Source organism: Roseicyclus marinus, from assembly GCF_030163795.1.
Lineage (GTDB): Bacteria > Pseudomonadota > Alphaproteobacteria > Rhodobacterales > Rhodobacteraceae > Roseicyclus > Roseicyclus marinus.
In genome coordinates this window covers 1-13,923 of sequence record NZ_JASJOF010000006.1, presented here as the reverse complement: position 1 = coordinate 13,923, position 13,923 = coordinate 1, and the positions used below count along the sequence as shown (strand labels likewise).

Annotated in this window: 9 protein-coding genes and 1 tRNA gene; 1 reads left to right on the top strand and 9 read right to left on the bottom strand. The window is 62.5% G+C overall.

Features of this window, described 5'->3' with window-relative positions:
* Nucleotides 1–109: 109 nt before the first annotated feature.
* From QQK63_RS10445 to QQK63_RS10430, 4 genes are all read right to left on the bottom strand, one after another.
* A complete protein-coding gene (locus QQK63_RS10445) occupies nt 110–649 on the bottom strand; it encodes a GNAT family N-acetyltransferase (RefSeq protein WP_277822482.1) in 540 nt (179 codons plus the stop codon).
* 156 nt (nt 650–805) lie between these two features.
* Entirely contained in the window at nt 806–1,075 is a 270-nt protein-coding gene (gene rpmA / locus QQK63_RS10440) for a 50S ribosomal protein L27 (RefSeq protein WP_277822480.1), read from the bottom strand.
* 11 nt (nt 1,076–1,086) lie between these two features.
* Entirely contained in the window at nt 1,087–1,728 is a 642-nt protein-coding gene (locus QQK63_RS10435) for a 50S ribosomal protein L21 (protein WP_277822478.1), read from the bottom strand.
* Between the two features lie 199 nt (nt 1,729–1,927).
* A complete protein-coding gene (locus QQK63_RS10430) occupies nt 1,928–2,836 on the bottom strand; it encodes a hypothetical protein (protein ID WP_277822476.1) in 909 nt (302 codons plus the stop codon).
* Nucleotides 2,837–3,021: 185 nt separating this feature from the next.
* Between QQK63_RS10430 and QQK63_RS10425 the strand changes: the two genes are divergently transcribed.
* Nucleotides 3,022–3,111: transfer RNA gene (locus tag QQK63_RS10425), tRNA-Ser, on the top strand.
* Nucleotides 3,112–3,208: 97 nt separating this feature from the next.
* On the opposite strand, the gene QQK63_RS10420 is transcribed toward QQK63_RS10425, so the two are convergent.
* The 5 genes from QQK63_RS10420 to QQK63_RS10400 all read right to left on the bottom strand — a co-directional run.
* Nucleotides 3,209–3,937, bottom strand: coding sequence for a hypothetical protein (locus QQK63_RS10420; RefSeq protein WP_277822474.1), 729 nt, complete (start codon nt 3,935–3,937; stop codon nt 3,209–3,211).
* 124 nt (nt 3,938–4,061) lie between these two features.
* Entirely contained in the window at nt 4,062–5,246 is a 1,185-nt protein-coding gene (locus tag QQK63_RS10415) for a beta-barrel domain-containing protein (protein WP_277822472.1), read from the bottom strand.
* A gap of 1 nt (nt 5,247) precedes the next feature.
* Nucleotides 5,248–9,180: an ATP-binding cassette domain-containing protein gene (locus tag QQK63_RS10410; RefSeq protein WP_277822470.1), complete on the bottom strand. Its 3,933-nt coding sequence runs from the start codon at nt 9,178–9,180 to the stop codon at nt 5,248–5,250.
* A 9-nt stretch (nt 9,181–9,189) separates the two neighbouring features.
* Nucleotides 9,190–10,668 carry an efflux transporter outer membrane subunit gene (locus QQK63_RS10405; protein ID WP_277822468.1) on the bottom strand — a complete coding sequence of 493 codons (1,479 nt, stop codon included), beginning with the start codon at nt 10,666–10,668 and terminating at the stop codon, nt 9,190–9,192.
* Nucleotides 10,669–11,188: 520 nt separating this feature from the next.
* Nucleotides 11,189–13,923: immunoglobulin-like domain-containing protein (locus QQK63_RS10400; RefSeq protein ID WP_284283204.1), on the bottom strand; the 2,735-nt coding region annotated here is incomplete at its 5' end.

Sequence of the window (13,923 nt, the reverse complement as noted above, 5' to 3'; positions counted from 1 at the left end):
GACCGCGCCGGTTGCCCGGTCCGCGCCTTCTCTGTTTCACAAATATCCTGCGGGGGTCCGGGGGTGCAAAACCCCCGGGGCGCGCATCGCTTGACCCGTCCTTACGCCCTTATGCGAGACGTTTCAAATAGGTCCAGGTCGCGACCTTGGCATTGCGCGCGACCGAGAAGGTTTCGGCATCGCCAAGGTAGTCGAACCCGGCATTGGTCAGCACCCGCGCCGAGCCCGGATTGTCCTGAAAGACGCTGGCAAAGATCGTCTGATTGCCCAAGGGATTGGCCGACACCAGCGCGCGCACCGCCTCGGAGGCGAAGCCCGTGTTCCACATGGCGGGCGCGACCCAGTAGCCGATTTCGGACTGGCCGCGATCCATCTTCTTGAGGCCGATCACCCCCATCAGTTCCGCCCCGCCCATGTCGGTGGCGTCGAGCGCCCAGACAACCTCTGTGGTGGTGGGGCCGGTCACGCGGCCGATATAGGCTTCGGCCGCACCGGGCGGATAGGGATGGGGGATCGTCGAGGTCATTTCAGCCACGCGGCGGTCGCCCGCATACATGGCCAGAAGGCCAGCGTCGGAGGCGCGCAACGGGCGCAAGAGCATCCGGGGCGCTTCGATGACGGCCTGGGCCGCGATGGTTTCCTGCTTCATGGGTTCGGCCCTCCTCAAGACCGGACGCGCGGCATCTTCCCCTGCCCTTACACGTGGGCGTGCCCGCCCCGTGCCACAAGAAGATGACGAAAAAGAGAAAGGGCCGGCTTTTTCGCCGGCCCCTTGGAAACTTGATGATCCTGTCGGGATGCGGCGTTACTCGGCGGCCTCGGCCTGCGGGAGCACGGAGACGAAGGTACGACCCTTCAGCCCCTTGGCAAAGGTCACGCGGCCTTCGACGACGGCGAAGATCGTGTGATCCTTGCCCATGCCGACGCCCGCGCCGGGGTGCCATGCGGTGCCGCGCTGACGCACGATGATGTTGCCGGGGATCACTTCCTGACCGCCGAACTTCTTGATGCCGAGGCGACGGCCAGCCGAGTCGCGACCGTTGCGGGAGCTACCACCTGCTTTTTTATGTGCCATCTATTCTCTCCTCAGCCCTGAGCCAGCGTCTTGGCCTGTTCGACCCAGCCTTCGCGCTCGATCCGGCCCTTGAAGTTCAGTTTCTCGTCGAAGGCGGCGATATCGTCGGCGCCCCAAGCGGCGATCTGTGCGAAGGACGTCACGCCGTTCTCGATCAGTTTCTTTTCCAGCGCCGGGCCGACGCCCGAGAGCTTCTTGAGGTCATCTGCGCCAGCGGCGGCAGCGGGAGCCTCGGCCTTGGCGGCTTTCGCCTTGGCGGGCTTGGCGGCGGGGGCGGCAGCGGCTTCGGCGGGGGCCGAACCTGCGCCGATCGCGGCTTTCACGCCCGACTTGTCCGCGCCCGAGGCGAGGATGTCGGTGATGCGCACCAGCGTCAGCTTCTGGCGGTGACCCTTCTTGCGCTGCGACGAATGCTTGCGGCGGCGCTTGACGTAGTGGATCAGCTTTTCGCCCTTGATCTGGTCGATCACGGTGGCCTGAACGGCCGCGCCCGTGATCATCGGGCTGCCGATGGTCGGCGTGTCGCCGCCGAGCATCAGGATCTCGTTGAATTGGACGGTATCACCCGCCGCTGCAGCAAGTTTTTCCACGCGCAGGACATCGCCAGCCTGAACGCGGTACTGTTTGCCGCCGGTCTTGAGGACTGCGAACATCGCAATCTGTTCCTTCTTGTTTCCGCGCCCTGTGGCCCCTGCGGTGCAGGTGTTGTCGGGGTCTGTCCCCGCCTCGGGCTGCGCGCCCCCGGATCGGGGCGGTTGGTCAACATGCCCCGCAACGCCATAGCAGCGCCACGAGGAAGCCGCCCAATGCCTCAACCACGCTGTGCTGTCAAGGCGGATCGGCGGTTATCGCTCAGGTTTCCTCGCCGGAAATGAAGTGGGCGGCGGCCACGCCGAGGTCGTAGCTGATGCTGTCGAAAAGAGCCGCGAACCCGGCGAAGAGCGCCGCGTTCAGCGCCTGCCCCGCCTCGGTCGCGGTCAGGTCGATGTATGTGCGCAACTCGGCATCCTCGAGATCGTCATAGGCAAGCGTCTGGTAGGCATAAAGCCATTCCGTCAGATCGGTGCGGATCTCGCCCTCCTGCCCCCACACCTCGGTCAGCATCAGGTTTTCGGGCATGGGCTGGGCAAAGGCGCCGCCGTCGGACAGTCCGCGGTAGAAGGCGAAATTGGAATTCAGCGCGCCCGAGACATTGAGTTCCACCAGATCGTTGACGGCGATGAACTCTGTCAGGAGGGCGATGCGTGGATGATCCTCGGCGGCACGGCTGGCGGCAAGTTCGCCCGCCGTCTCCTCGACTCCCGGTTCGAGAAAGGATTGCCGGGCCGCCAGTTCGCCCGCCGCGACGCGCGCGCCGATGTCGGTGGCGTAAAAGGCGCGGAGCGTGGCGACATGATCCTCGCTCAGGCGGTCGAGCGGCAAAGCCGCCTCGAAATCGCGCGCCATGCGGTCGGCGGAATAGATCCCGGCGACCACTGCCGCCCAAGCCGCCCCGCCGCGGCCGGGGAACATGTTGGCCTCCATCTCGGGACCGCCCGCAATGCCTTCGGCAGCCATCACCTCGAGGATGTCGTAAAGACCCATCTCGGTCAGGAGGGTGCGGAGTTCGGGCGCCGTTTCGGCCAGTCCGCCCGAGGGCGGCACCTGTGCCGGCAATGCGCCCTGTGCCGGCACAGGTGCCTGCGCGGCGGCGGGAAGGGCAAGGAACGGCAGCGCGAGGGCCAGCGCGACGGGACGGAGGAAGGATCGAGTACGGGACATGATCGCGGGTCTCTTCTGTTTGGCCTGCTCACTTCAAGATGGCGTTGCGGATCGCGGATTTCCACCATGCCGCCCGTCCCTGTCGCAATCGTGAGCGAAGCCTTGCCTGCCGCAATCGCCGATGCCCCCTTGCGCCGGTCGTTCATGGCCGCTAAATCCGCGCCACTGACCCTGACCCAAAGCGCGGAGAGGTGCCGGAGCGGTCGAACGGGGCGGTCTCGAAAACCGTTGTGGGTGCAAGCCCACCCAGGGTTCGAATCCCTGTCTCTCCGCCACTTTTCCCAGTTGAAGCAAGACGGACCGAAGCGCAAAGCCGAGCGGCTTTTTGCAACATCTTGCCTTATGCCCCCTGCCCCGCCCCGCGCGGACGGATCAGCGGGACGCGAAGGTCCGGGAAAGATGGCATTCCACGAAATCGGCGGTCCTGTCGAAGTGAAGGCCGCATTGGCTGCCGATGGAGCGGACCCGGGCGGCAATGGCGACGCGGCCTTGGGCGGCGCGGAAGTCGGGCAACATGCGCGCAAGGATGGATGCAAGATAGGCGTCGTCCATCCCCAGAAGGCCCATGGCGATCAGATCGGATTCGGGCAGGCGGCGGACATGGATCGTGTCGATCCCCTGCATCAGCGGCAGGAGGCCGGGATCGACACCCATGGTGTCGAGATAGGCCAAAGCCTCCGCCTCGAAACGGGCCATGGCGGCGCGTTCCGTGTCGGGATCGACGGGCGGCGCGGCACCGGGGTCAAGGCCGGCCTCGGCGCGGATGATCTGGGCGCGGTGGATGCCGATGGAAAAGGCGGGGGCATGGCGAAGAACGCCCGAGGCCAGAATGAAGAGGCAGGCACTGTCGCACCGGCTGGTCACGAAGACATGGGCCTCGAGCTGCCGCAAGATCGTGCCGATCTGCATGGCCGCATGGGCGTCCCCCCCGACCGATCCAAGAAGGACGATCACGATCCGCCCCTCTGGCGCCGCGGCGATCCGGTCGGCTGCGGCCGCCGTGTCGCGCGCCATGGCCTGTGAGATCGGTCCGTCGAGCCGCAGAACCCAAGCGCCTTGGGCGCTGTCATCGAACCCCACACCCGATGCGGTGCGGTCCATTCCGGGTGTCTGTGCCAGCGCCGCACCACAGGACAGGGCCACCACAAACGCCGTCAGGGCGTGGCGCAGATGGCTACGCGGGACCCGTGATAGCGCAAGAGGCGTGGCCGCTGTTGCCATGGCCCTAGCGTTCGCCAAGGCCTTCCCTGAAGGCCACCACCATGGGCCGCATCAGGTATTGGAGCACGGTCTGGTTATCGAGCACGATATCGGCCTGAACCGTCATGCCGGGCTGGATAAGCCTGCTTGGGTCGGAGGGCATCCGATCCGTCTCGATCGACACGATGACGCGGAAAAAGGTCAGGCCCTGTTCGTCCACCGAACTGGACGGAGACACCAGCGCCACGGTGCCCGGAACCGTTCCATAGCGCATGAAGTCGTAGGTGCCGACCTTGACGTTGACGGGCTGGCCGGTGCGGACAAAGCCGATATCGGTCGGAGAGACCCGCAATTCGGCCTCGAGCCGGTCGTCGACGGGCACGATGTTCATCAAGGTCTCGCCCGGCGGCACGACACCGCCGATGGTGCGGAACTGCAATTCCTGGATGATGCCATCGACCGGCGAGACCAGAACCGTCCGGTTCAGCCTGTCCGCGACATCGGCAAGCTGTTCGGCGGTTTCGGACAATTCCGCCGAGGCCTCGTTGAGTTCATCGAGGGTCCGGCGGGTGAAGTTCAGCAATTCCAGCTGTGCATCGCCAAGGGCGCGTTCCGCATCGAGAACCTGCACGCGTGGAACCAGTTGATCCCCGACCAGATCCGTCTGGATGGCATAGATGCCGCTGAGCGTTTCGATCTGTTGGCTGAATTCGACGAATTGTTCGCGGGCGACGCCAAGAAGCAGCATCTCCTCGGCGATCAGATCCTCGTATCCGGGCGGCACGGAACTGAAATCGGGCTCTCGGTTGAAGGCAAGGGCGCGCAAGCGTTCGGTCCGGATGAAGAGCGCCCAGTATCGGGCCTGAAACGCCTGATATTCGGAGAGGACGCGGACATTGTTGAATTCGACCAGCGGCTGCCCCTCGGCCACGAGATCGCCATCGGAAACATGGATGGCGGAAAGCCGCCCGCCGTCGATATGTTGCACCACCTGAACCGACCCGGCGGGAAGGATTTCACCCGCCGAGACCGCGACCACCTCGAGCCGGGTGATGTAGGCCCAGCCGAAGAAGGCAAGGACGGCCAGCAGACCGAGCCACAAGACACCGCGGGAAAAGGCCGAACCGGTCCCCTCCTCCAGCTCGATCGCCTTGGAGATATGCGTCGAGATCTTGCGCGTGAAGGTCGGGTTGAGCGTTCTGCGCTGCATCTCAGGCACCATCGTTTATCTTGAGGGGTGGGGGCTCCTTGAAGAGTTCGCCGGGTGGCGCGAAGGCCCGCACGTAACCCTTGTCGAGCAAGAGCACCTTGTCGGCGCGCCGCAATTCGCTGACGCGGTGGGAGCTGAAGATGATGGTCTTCTTGCCCCGCATCGCATCCAGCACCTCGCGGAACCGTTCCTCGAATTCCTGCGGCAGCCCGCGCGTGGGTTCATCGAGAAGCAACAGGGGGCCGTCGGTCAGATAGGCCCGCGCGAGCGCGATCTGGGCGATGAGGCTTGAGGGCAGTTCGTTCTTGCCGTCGCCGAGCCGGTGATCGAGCCCTTGCGAGAGCGCGCGCACCCCGTCTGCGGCCCCCGACATTTCCAGCGCGCTCCAGATCTGGTCGAGGGAGGCATCGGGACGCGAGAACATCACGTTTTGAAGGATCGTCGCGCGGAACATCTGCGGCGTGGAGGGCGCATATCCGACCGAACGGCGGATCTTGAACGGGTCGATCTGCCGGCTGTCCATACCATCGAGCAGGATCGAGCCCGCCTGCGGCCGATACATGGCGAGTGTCAGCACCATGAGCGTCGTCTTGCCCGCGCCGTTGGCCCCGGCGATCGCCATGACTTCGCCCGGCTCGAGCTTGAAATCGACACCGAGCAGCGACGGGTCGGCCTGCGGGGAATAGCGAAAGGAGACCTTGGAGAATTCGATGCCGCCACGCAGATCGCGGACGCTGGAATAGTTGGATGCAACGGGACGCTCTGCACGGACCTGCATCAGGGCGTTGATCTGGCGTTTGGACGCATTGAGGCTTTCAACCCTCGTCAGGTTGGAAAAGACCATCTGGGCGGGATTGAGGACGCGCCACATCAAGGTCATCGACACGATGAGGATCACCGAGGAGGCAGCGCCCTCCCAGACCACGGGAATGCTGATCGCCACGATGGCAAGACCTGCCGTCGCCATGATCATGTGGCCGATGGAATAATTCAGCGCGGCAAGGCTGGCGGCCCGCGAGGAGGCATCGACCGCGAAGGCCGAAATGCTGCGCATGCGTTCCAGCCAGATGTCTTCGCCGCTGATCTCGCGGATCGAGCGCAGCTTGAAGATGGTTTCGATCAGGAATTCGTTGCGCGCCGCCGAGGCGCTGGCGGCCACGCTGACGGCTTCGGTGACCTTGCTGAACAGGAATTTGTAGGTCGCGAAATACAACACGACCGCGACGGCGAAGACGAGCGCCGCGAGCGGGTTGATCACGAAGAGCGCGCCCGCCACGACCAGCGTTGCGGGCAGATCCACGAAGAGCGAGCCGACGGGGCTGTGGAACACGTCGCGCAACCCCTCGAAGCCACGCAGGCGGGCATATTGCGACCCGATGGAGGCACGTTCGGTATAGGCGGAAGGCATCGCCAGCACCCGGTTCAGGATCGACGTGCTCATCAGGTAATCGACGCGACCCGAGATGAAGGACAGGATCGAGGCCTTGTGCCGGAGCGCCAGCAGGCCGAGCAAGATGGTGATGACGACGCCGATGTACAATTCGCCCAAAAAGACGAGCGAGCCGGACGGAATGACGGTGCTGTAGACGAGGATCAGGAAGAGCGGACTTGCAAGCGTCAGCGCCGCATGAAGAGTGCCGATGAAAAAGAGGCTGGGCGTGACGCCCGAGAAGCGGCGGAAGATCGAAAGAACCCAATCCTGCGGCTCGGCCTCGGCACCCGATTTGGGATGATAGCGGTAGATCGTCCCCGTCCGCTCGGCATCGGGCAAGTCGGTGACAGGAACTTGCGAGGTTCCGTCACCGGCAAGGATGGTTCCGTCCCGGTTCTGGATCACAAGGGCCGGGCGATCATCGGGCACGAAGAGACAGGGCAAAAGGCGCGGGTCGAGCCGGTCGATCCGCGCGCGGCGTTCCTCGACCTTGTAGCCCAGCCTCGCCATGGTGTTGTTGAGATCGTCGATCGACAGCTCGGTCTCGAAATAGGGCAAGGCTTCGAAGACATCGCGCGCGGAGCCCTGGAAATCGACGGCCACCAGCAAGTTCGGGATGCAGGCGGTCAGGCGGTTCTGGACCCGGAAAGCGCGCTGCAGGACGTTGGGCAGGTGGCGCAGCACCGCCTCGGGACCGATCACGGGCGCGACAAATTTCGGCCCGGGAACAAGAACCCCCTCGCGGCGGCGGGGTTCGATGCGGCTGATCGCGGCATCGACGCTGGAAAAGCGGTCGATGCGACGGATCTTGCCCTCGTGGACGATGCACAGGCGGTCTGCGAGGTCGGTGTAATCCGACTTGTCCGAGACAAGGACGATCGTGACCTTTCCCTTCATCTCTGCGAGAAAGTTCTTGAATTTCTTTTCCTGCCCGACGTCGAAATCGACGGTCGCATTGTCGATCAGGACGATATCGAGACCGCTTGCAAAGGCGCGGACGGCCAAGATCTGCTTGGACCAGCCGGCCGGGAAAATCTCGACCACCTTGTCGCCCACGGCGGTGTTGAGACCGAAGGGAAGCCGAGAGATGACTTCGTCCGCGCCCAGTTTTGCGGAGAGGTCACGGACCTTTGCCTTGTCGGCACTTTCGAAGATCGACACGTTGTCCAGCAAGGTTCCGTCGAAGAATTCGCTGGATGCCGAGAGATAACCGATACGCGGCGTGCGGCGCGGTGCATCCTCCCCCTCCCCCCTCGGATATTCGAACCGCACCTCGCCGGAGGACGGTTCGATGAAGCCCGCGATCAGTTCCAGGATGGTCGATCGTCCCGATCCGCTTGGTCCGGACAGCAGGACGAATTCACCGGGATTGACGGTGAAATCGCACTGCGACAGCACCTCGCGGTCGGTCGATTTGAACTGGGCGGAAACCCCGCTCAGGACGATCAAGGGCGGAGTCGTGGGGGCGCTTGCGTCGAAGGGTTCGGCTTCGGGCCCAAGTTCGGACAGCGTGACGCGCGCCGCCTGACGCTCGGAGAGATCCTGCACGAGATTGTCGCTGAGGGCGCTGTCCTGCATCTGCCGCGCGAAAAGCCCGCCGAAACGCTGCACCGGTGAGGTCGCGCGCAGGGTGAGCAAGATGATGGCCGCCAGTTCGCCGTTGGTGATCTGCCCCCCGATCGCAAGGAAAGCGCCAAGGGTGATGGCGGTCGCGGACAGGAGGGCGGAGAAGGTCGAGCCGATGATCGACGTACCTTCGATCAGGCTGGTGATGCGGGCATGGTATTCGGCCGAGGACCGCGCGAGGCGGTCGTAGCGCCGCATCACCGTGGCCTCCATCGCGAGCGACTTGAGCGTGTGGGCGTTTTTGAAGATCTCGGTCAGGAAATTCGTCCTCCGCGCCTCGAGTTCCTGGTAATCGGCCGACATCTTGGGGAAGGAGCGGAGGAAAACGAAAGACGCTATGAAGAAGCAGACATAGCCCAAGATGAGCGTTGCCCCGATCAGCGGGCTGATCAGGGCCGCGACCGCGATGTAGATCAGCACGAAGGGCAGATCGAGAACCTGCTGGAAATTTTGGCCCGCGTAGTAGGATTTCAGGTTCGAGATGGACCGAAAGCTTTCCATCAGACGGCCCGGGCCGGTGAACTCCACCTCGTTGAGCGGCCGCGCGAGGGTCTGGCCCAAAAGCTGTAGGGTCGCGCCATGTTCGAATTTCGCGGCGAGCTGGTTCGAAATTTCGGAGCGGCAGTAGCGAAGGTAGGCCTCGAACACGATCGCTATGAACACGCCCAGCACCATGACGAACAGCGTGTCGCCCGATCGGAACGGCAAGATCCGGTCGTAGACCTGGAGCATGAAGAGAGGAAAGGCGAGACCGAGGATGTTGATCACCAACGATCCAGCGATAACGGCAGCGCGCCCGCGGATCCGCGTTCCCGACAGCCCTGCGGTTCCGCTGATTTGCGGGAACAATCTGAAAGAACTGTAACGCTTTGCCATTTTTAAGCTTTAATGCACCGCGCCCTCGGCGCCGGAATTCGTTTCCTGAACACATTCGCCCGAGGAAACGCCACCAAATCCCCCACCAAGCGCCTTAACGAGATCCACCGTGGCCTGAAGTTGTCCAAGCCTCGCGACGATTTCCCGATCCTGAGTCTGAAGTGCTGTTCTTTGTGTATCGAGAAGTTGAAGATAATCCAATCCACCTCTTTCGACCGACGAAACACTCAAATCGAGCATTTGCTGCGCGAGATCGCTTGCTTCGCGCAAGGCAAGGTATTGACGAGTCGTCAATTCCACCCCCGAAAGCGCATCCTCGACCTCGCGCAGGGCCGTGACCACGGTATTGGCATAATCGGCCAACAATTCGCGATTACGTTGCGTCGCCTGATCGAATTCTCCCCGCCGACGCCCGCCGTCGAAGACATTCTGGATCAAAGACCCGGTCGAATTCAGAAAAATGCTTTGCGGAGACAGGAGATCGGCCAATTCGAAACTGCCAAGGCCAGCCGAGGCCGTCAAAGAAATCGACGGGAAAAGATTTGCCCGTGCTGCCTGAAGATCGAGCTCGGCGCTGACCAAGTTGGCTTCGGCGCGGCGGATGTCGGGGCGGCGGCACAAAAGATCGGAAGGGAGGCCCGGATCCACCGAGGGCATCGCGATCGTCGCGAGCGATGCCGTGTGGATGTTCACGGCCGAGGGGGGACGACCGAGCAGCGTCGCCAGGCGGTTCTCGACCTGTTCGCGCTGCAAGATCAGGGCGTTGACCTCGGCACTGGTGTTGTTTTGCAAGATGCGCTGCTGGAGCACGTCGACAAGGGTCGCATCACCCCGGTCAAGCCGCGCCTGCACCCCCTGCGTGATGGCGGTGATGGCGGCAAGGTTGCGTTCGGCAACCTCGACGCGTTCATTCATCGCAACGACTTCGAAATAGGTCCGCGCAACCTCGCTTATCAGGCTGACGACAAGCGCCTCTCGGGCAAATTCACTGGCCAACGCGCGGTTGAAGGCGGCGCGCGTGGCGAAGCGTTCGCGCCCCATAAGGTTGAGTTCGTAATTGACGGTCATACCCGCCTGCCACAGTTGCCGCGCGCTCTGCGAGCCACCGTTGATCGCGGTGCCGATCCCACCTTCGGGCAGATCGATGCCGAGGCTGGGTGATACATCGACGCTTGGCGAGCGCTGCGCATTGTCGATGAGCACCTGCGTCCTTGCCTGCTCCAGTCGAGCAAGCGCGCTTTGCAGATCGTAATTCCCGTCCAGCGCGTTCAGAACGACGCCGTTAAGCTCCCCGCTGGAAAAGGAACTCCACCAAAGCGCGCCGGGATCCTGCTCGGCCCTGCTTGCGGCGGCCGAAAAGCGCGCTGGAAACCATGCCGCAATTTCAGTGCGACCGTCGTCGATATCCGGAAGATCGGGCACAGGCGCGCATGCCGCCAAAACGGCGGCGAGCGGCAAGCCCCGACGGAATAAATCCACTAACCTCATACCACGTCTTTTTATAAACGGTCCCGGACACGATACACATCGCCAACAAATACAGTTACAAACTCAAATTTCGATCACATGAACTCTTATAAAGTTGGCTATGCTTATCTTTCGTTGATATCCGGTCCTTGGTTTCTTGTTTTCTGCTCGACCAGTAGAACCTTAGGCGGCGTATTTCCCTAGAGAATGGCGTCTTTACAAGCTGTTCACTCGAACACACGGTTCTGACGTTAGCATAGTTGCAGGCTTTTGGTAATTTTTGTCGGCCTGCTGTTTCGGGTCGTATCAATTTTGACACGATAGGCAAACTGTCTCCGAAAGACGGATATCCAGCGCCGATGCCGCAAAGCCAATTTTCACAGGCCTGAGCGTCGAAATCCGCCTGTATTTGCGCAATTCCGCCGCAAACGGCAGGGAGTGTCCCAAGCACAAAGTCGGGCGCGCCCCCTGCCCCGCTGCGCCGCACGGACCCGGGACGCGCATGTCGATCCTGATGCCCTTGTTATCGGCCGGACACCCCTCAGGGCGTCCAGCTGATCTCGTCTGCATTCTCGACGTCGTGGGTGACGCCGTTTTGCGAAACCTGGACATGGACATCGGAGACGCGCTCGCCCTGACCATCCTTGAACACGAGGTTGCCGGTCACCGGATCGGGCTCGTAGGTGAGGTTCGGACGGCTGTCGACGATCTGGAACGTCCAGGCATTATCGGAGGTGCCGTTGAGTTCGCCGTTGATCGAGATGATGTCCGTCCAATCCGACTGGCTGGCCGACGCGCCAAGCAGGGTTTCGATGTCGAGCGTGTTGTGGACCGAAACGCCATTCTCGTCCGTCGTGTCGTTCAGGTTCCGGATCATCATGTCGTAATCGACATTGCCCGCCGTGATCGTCAGTTGGGATTGCGACAACGCGCCCTCGGCATCGCCGCCGATCACGATCTTGTTGGTGATGGAGTCGATCTGCCCAAGGATGCTGTCCAGATCGAGCCGGTCCCCGTCGATGCTGTTGAAGTCGGAAATCGTCTTGTCGACGCCCGGCGTTTCCGCGACCAGGTCCGACAGCGCATTGAACAAGAAGACATCGGCACCGTCGCCACCGCTGATGACGTCGCCAGCCGCACCCGCATAGATCAGATCGTCCCCGTCGCCCCCTTGGGTCAGCATATCGGAGGGCAAGAGGTTGTCGAACGAGACCGAGAAATCGGTGGAGATCGCATCCTGGTCCCCGTCCTTCACCGTGGCCGACAGGTTCAGCTGATGCGGGGTCGGGTTGAAGACATAGGCAATCTCATTGGGAATGATCCGGAAATTCGTGTCATCCGCGGCCAGCAGGTCCACCCTGTCGAACCCACCGGCATATTGAATGAGGAGCAATTGATCCGACCCGCTGTTGGATCCGTTTCCAGCACCCGGGAACTGACCTTCGGCCACCTTCACGCCATCGGAATAGGCCACCCACAACAGTTGCTCGTCGGAGAAGAGGTGATCGATCATGATGCCGATCGCGCCGATATTCATCGGGCCATCGTCGTTTTCAAACTCAAGCACCAGCTTCTCGCCGACTTTGTCCTTGCCGCCCTTTTTGTTCGTCACGAACTGGCTGTCGACACCGATACCCTGCTGGGAAATGTTCGCATCCGTCTGTTCCCAGCCGGAAGTGGAGTCGATGGTTCTTGCTCCGTCGTTTTCAAAGGCGGTGATGACCAGTCTCGTTCCGTCGTTGTTTTCCACGACAACGATGTCTTCCCTGCCCGACTTGATCTCTCTCGCGGTGGAAAGATCGAAGCCGAGGCTGGTGGCCGGATCGATGACGCCCATCACCTCGACCCCGTAGGAAACGACCCCATCAGACCCGATCGTGGGCGTGACCGTGAAGATGGTCTCTTCCGAATTCGAGCCTTGGTTGATGACTGCGCGCAGACCGCCGTTGCCGTCGCTGACATAGACCATCGCTTGACCGGCCGAGGTCAGGACCTGCCCATCGGCATTGGTGACGGGCGATCCCGCCCCGGCGATCACGACGCTTGCCCCGTCGAGGTCAGCGCCGACCTTGACGCCCATGTTGGCGGAAATCACCTGCCCCTGCGTGCTGCCGGACATCACGAGGTTCTGCGTGAGGGTTGCGACCGGCGCATCGTCGAGGACACGCACCGTCAGCGTGGCATTGGCGTGGTCGCCATCCTGATCCGAGAGCGTGACCGCGAAAGTTTCGGTCAAGGTGTCCAGCAGGCTCTGGCCGGCGAGATGGTTCTCGGCATCCAGCAGCGTGTAGGAATAGCTGACCTGTCCCGTTTCGGCCGAGTACGCCGTGATCGACAGGGTATTGCCGAGGCCGGTGGTGATCTCGGTGGGGGTGAAGGCCCCGTTGGAGATGACCGTGACGCCGTTGATGGTGAGGTTTCCGACGCCATCCTCGGCGGTGATGGTAAAGCTTCCCTCCTGGGTCAGGGTGTCCTTCACCTCATTGGTGCCGATGGGGAAGTCGCCCTCGTCGAGGATCAGATCCCCGCCGCTCGCTCCAAGACCGGTGATCGTGGCAGGGTGATCGATATCCAGAACACGCAAGGTCCCGGTGTCGCCGATATCCAGCCTCTCGTAGTTTCCGCCCGTCGCCGATTGAATGCTGATCGTCGTCGCAAATTCGACATTGGTCGCGGGTGCGGTCTGGGTGTCCGACGTGGCGCTCGTCTGGCCCGCCGGGATGGTGATCGTCACGCCGTTCGACAGCGTGAGAACGAGGTCCGTCGCGGGGGCATTGTCGACGGAGACGCTGTACTGGAATGTATCGCCTTCGGTGACGACGACATCGTCGAGGAAGACCTTGGTCGTGGTATCTGTATCGCGCACCAGCACATTCACGCTGGCGCCCGAGATGTCCACCGCCTCGAAATTGCCACCCGCGACCCCCGTCACGCTGTAGCTCAGCGTGCCCGTGTCGATGATCGCATCCTCGGTATTGGGATTGGCGAACGTGACCGATCCCCCCGTCGATCCCGCGGCAATGGTCAAGGTTTGACCGTTCGACAGGGTCAGTACGAGGTCGGTCTGGGGCGGTTGCTCAACCCGGGCGAGGATCGTGATCTGCTGGCCTTCCAGCACCGATTGAGCCTCGAGGGTGACGGCGACGCTGTCGATCGTGTCGCTCACCACGACCGTCGCTTGCGTCGCGTCGATCACCAGGTTTTCGAAGGTCTCGCCCGCAACGCTCGCGCCGCTCACCGAGAGCACGACCTCGGAGCCGTCCACATAGACATCAT

Bases quoted from the DNA above. Each gene is read 5' to 3' on its own strand.
- QQK63_RS10445 (WP_277822482.1), bottom strand. From the start codon at position 649: ATGAAGCAGGAAACCATCGCGGCCCAGGCCGTCATCGAAGCGCCCCGG.
- rpmA (WP_277822480.1), bottom strand. From the start codon at position 1,075: ATGGCACATAAAAAAGCAGGTGGTAGCTCCCGCAACGGTCGCGACTCG.
- QQK63_RS10435 (WP_277822478.1), bottom strand. From the start codon at position 1,728: ATGTTCGCAGTCCTCAAGACCGGCGGCAAACAGTACCGCGTTCAGGCT.
- QQK63_RS10430 (WP_277822476.1), bottom strand. From the start codon at position 2,836: ATGTCCCGTACTCGATCCTTCCTCCGTCCCGTCGCGCTGGCCCTCGCG.
- QQK63_RS10420 (WP_277822474.1), bottom strand. From the start codon at position 3,937: ATGGACCGCACCGCATCGGGTGTGGGGTTCGATGACAGCGCCCAAGGC.
- QQK63_RS10415 (WP_277822472.1), bottom strand. From the start codon at position 5,246: ATGCAGCGCAGAACGCTCAACCCGACCTTCACGCGCAAGATCTCGACG.
- QQK63_RS10410 (WP_277822470.1), bottom strand. From the start codon at position 9,180: ATGGCAAAGCGTTACAGTTCTTTCAGATTGTTCCCGCAAATCAGCGGA.
- QQK63_RS10405 (WP_277822468.1), bottom strand. From the start codon at position 10,668: ATGAGGTTAGTGGATTTATTCCGTCGGGGCTTGCCGCTCGCCGCCGTT.